This window comes from Erwinia sp. S38 (assembly GCF_016624545.1).
Taxonomy (GTDB): domain Bacteria; phylum Pseudomonadota; class Gammaproteobacteria; order Enterobacterales; family Enterobacteriaceae; genus Erwinia; species Erwinia coffeiphila.
The window spans coordinates 1-1597 of the sequence record NZ_JACVTS010000061.1; the positions used below are offsets into that span (position 1 = coordinate 1).

Genomic DNA, 1597 nt, shown 5'->3' on the forward strand with positions numbered 1-1597 from the left:
GATCAGATCGCACAATCCGGGCTGAGCTCCCTCAAAGTTATATACTATTCCGAACAGCTATTTAGGAAGAGGTCTTAAAATAATTTGACATAGGCGAAAAGGATGACTTAACTGAATTTATCTACGTTTCGTCTGCCCCGGGCATTGTAACCTCTTACAGGGAAGAGATATTCATGGAAAAACAGCGCATATCTTCAGCAAGCCCTTCAGGAAAGTTAATAGATATTGTGTCCCGCCTGCTCACACTGACGTCTGAGGTCATCGGGACCCGACTTCAGCTTGCTGTTACTGAATTAGAGGAGGAGAAGGCGCACCTTCTTCAGCTGATATTGTTTACCGGCCTGACGCTGCTGTTCACTGCCTTCGGCATCATGAGCCTGCTAATGTACATCCTACTGTTTTCCGATCCTGCCGATCAGCAGATACTGCTGCTGTATGTGACTGGTTCGCTGATTGCGCTGGCTGTCATACTGGGTATCGTTATCCGGGTGAAGGTTGGAACCTCCACGTTGCTCAGGGAAACGCGCAGTCAGCTCCGGAAGGATGTCTCAGCCCTAACGGGAATCCACGATGAATAGCCGTCATGAACGACAGCAGCGAAAAATACTGCTGCTGCATAAAATTCGCTCCCAGCGCGCTGAGATCCGCCGGCTCGGTGAGGAGTTGGACAGGAGGATGCAGTCGGTGGATGTGATCTGGGGAATGTTGTACCAGTTCAGAGCTCCCGTCATGCTTTGCAGTGGTTTACTGCTGATGAGGGGGCTGAGAAGAAAACCCGGACGGCTGTTGTTATATATTCGCAGGGCTGCGGGCGTCTTGGGAACCGTGCGGTTTATCCGCAGGCAGTTCACCTCCGGAAAACGGGTGAGGTGACCCTCCGGAATTATTTACCTGAAAGAAGGAATGCCTCTATGTCAGAAAAAGCAGAAGACCAAATTAAGGAACTTGCAGGCACCGCACAGCAGAAATACGGTGAGCTGACCGATGATTACGGACATCAGGCAAAAGGTGCCGCCCGCAAATTTGCCGCTCAGGGCGGTCAGGCAGCTCAAGATGTGGCTGAGTTTGTCCGCGAGCAGGTGGATGATAATCCAGTGAAAGCTGTTGCGATTGCCGTCGGATTCGGACTGCTGGTCGGTCTGCTCATCGGGCGTCGCTGATAATATACAAATATGGTCCGGGAACGCCATGTTCCCGGAGTGCCGTTATTCTTTACAAACCGCGCGGGTTTCTGCGTCATATTGATTTGTTCAATAAAACAGTGAATTGGCAGCATTACCCAAACTTAATACAACACGTCCAATAGAAGACTTTATAGGGCACTGTTGCAAAAATTTGCTGTTGCCACACGGCTTTGTTAAATAAAGCAGATTTAAGGCGAGCCTTCCTGTAACAGTCCACTGCTCAGGCAATACTTACGTTTTCAGGCATATCTGCCTCTGTCATTTTGTTCAACGCACGCACCATGACCATTGGCCTCTGGTACCTGACCATAGTAGTCACCTAGTTTCAGTGAACTTCCGAACACCTGTTTTACCCTGTACATGGCTTTGTTGAATAAATCGAACTTTTGCTGAGTTGAAGGATCAGATCACGC

3 protein-coding genes and 1 pseudogene are annotated in these 1597 nt (G+C 49.3%); 3 read left to right on the forward strand and 1 reads right to left on the reverse strand.

Annotation, left to right across the window (positions count from 1 at the left end; all coding sequences use genetic code 11):
* Positions 1-173: 173 nt before the first annotated feature.
* Genes IBT46_RS26965 through IBT46_RS26975 form a run of 3 tightly spaced genes read left to right on the forward strand, consistent with a single transcriptional unit; the run spans position 174 to position 1160 of the window.
* The gene (locus IBT46_RS26965) at positions 174-578 is read left to right on the forward strand and encodes a phage holin family protein (RefSeq protein WP_200548125.1); all 405 of its coding nucleotides are present in this window, start codon (positions 174-176) and stop codon (positions 576-578) included.
* The gene (locus IBT46_RS26970; protein ID WP_200548126.1) at positions 571-873 is read left to right on the forward strand and encodes a YqjK family protein; all 303 of its coding nucleotides are present in this window, start codon (positions 571-573) and stop codon (positions 871-873) included. The genes IBT46_RS26965 and IBT46_RS26970 overlap by 8 nt, the downstream gene beginning before the upstream one ends.
* A 38-nt stretch (positions 874-911) precedes the next feature.
* A complete protein-coding gene (locus IBT46_RS26975; RefSeq protein WP_200548127.1) occupies positions 912-1160 on the forward strand; it encodes a YqjD family protein in 249 nt (82 codons plus the stop codon).
* Between the two features lie 244 nt (positions 1161-1404).
* On the opposite strand, the pseudogene IBT46_RS27525 reads toward IBT46_RS26975, so the two are convergent.
* Positions 1405-1549: pseudogene (locus tag IBT46_RS27525) on the reverse strand (IS5/IS1182 family transposase); the annotation flags it as partial.
* Between the last annotated feature and the right edge of the window lie 48 nt (positions 1550-1597).

What these genes read in the sequence shown, in the direction of transcription:
- IBT46_RS26965 (WP_200548125.1), top strand. Translation starts at nt 174, where the DNA reads ATGGAAAAACAGCGCATATCTTCAGCAAGCCCTTCAGGAAAGTTAATA.
- IBT46_RS26975 (WP_200548127.1), top strand. Translation starts at nt 912, where the DNA reads ATGTCAGAAAAAGCAGAAGACCAAATTAAGGAACTTGCAGGCACCGCA.
- IBT46_RS26970 (WP_200548126.1), top strand. Translation starts at nt 571, where the DNA reads ATGAATAGCCGTCATGAACGACAGCAGCGAAAAATACTGCTGCTGCAT.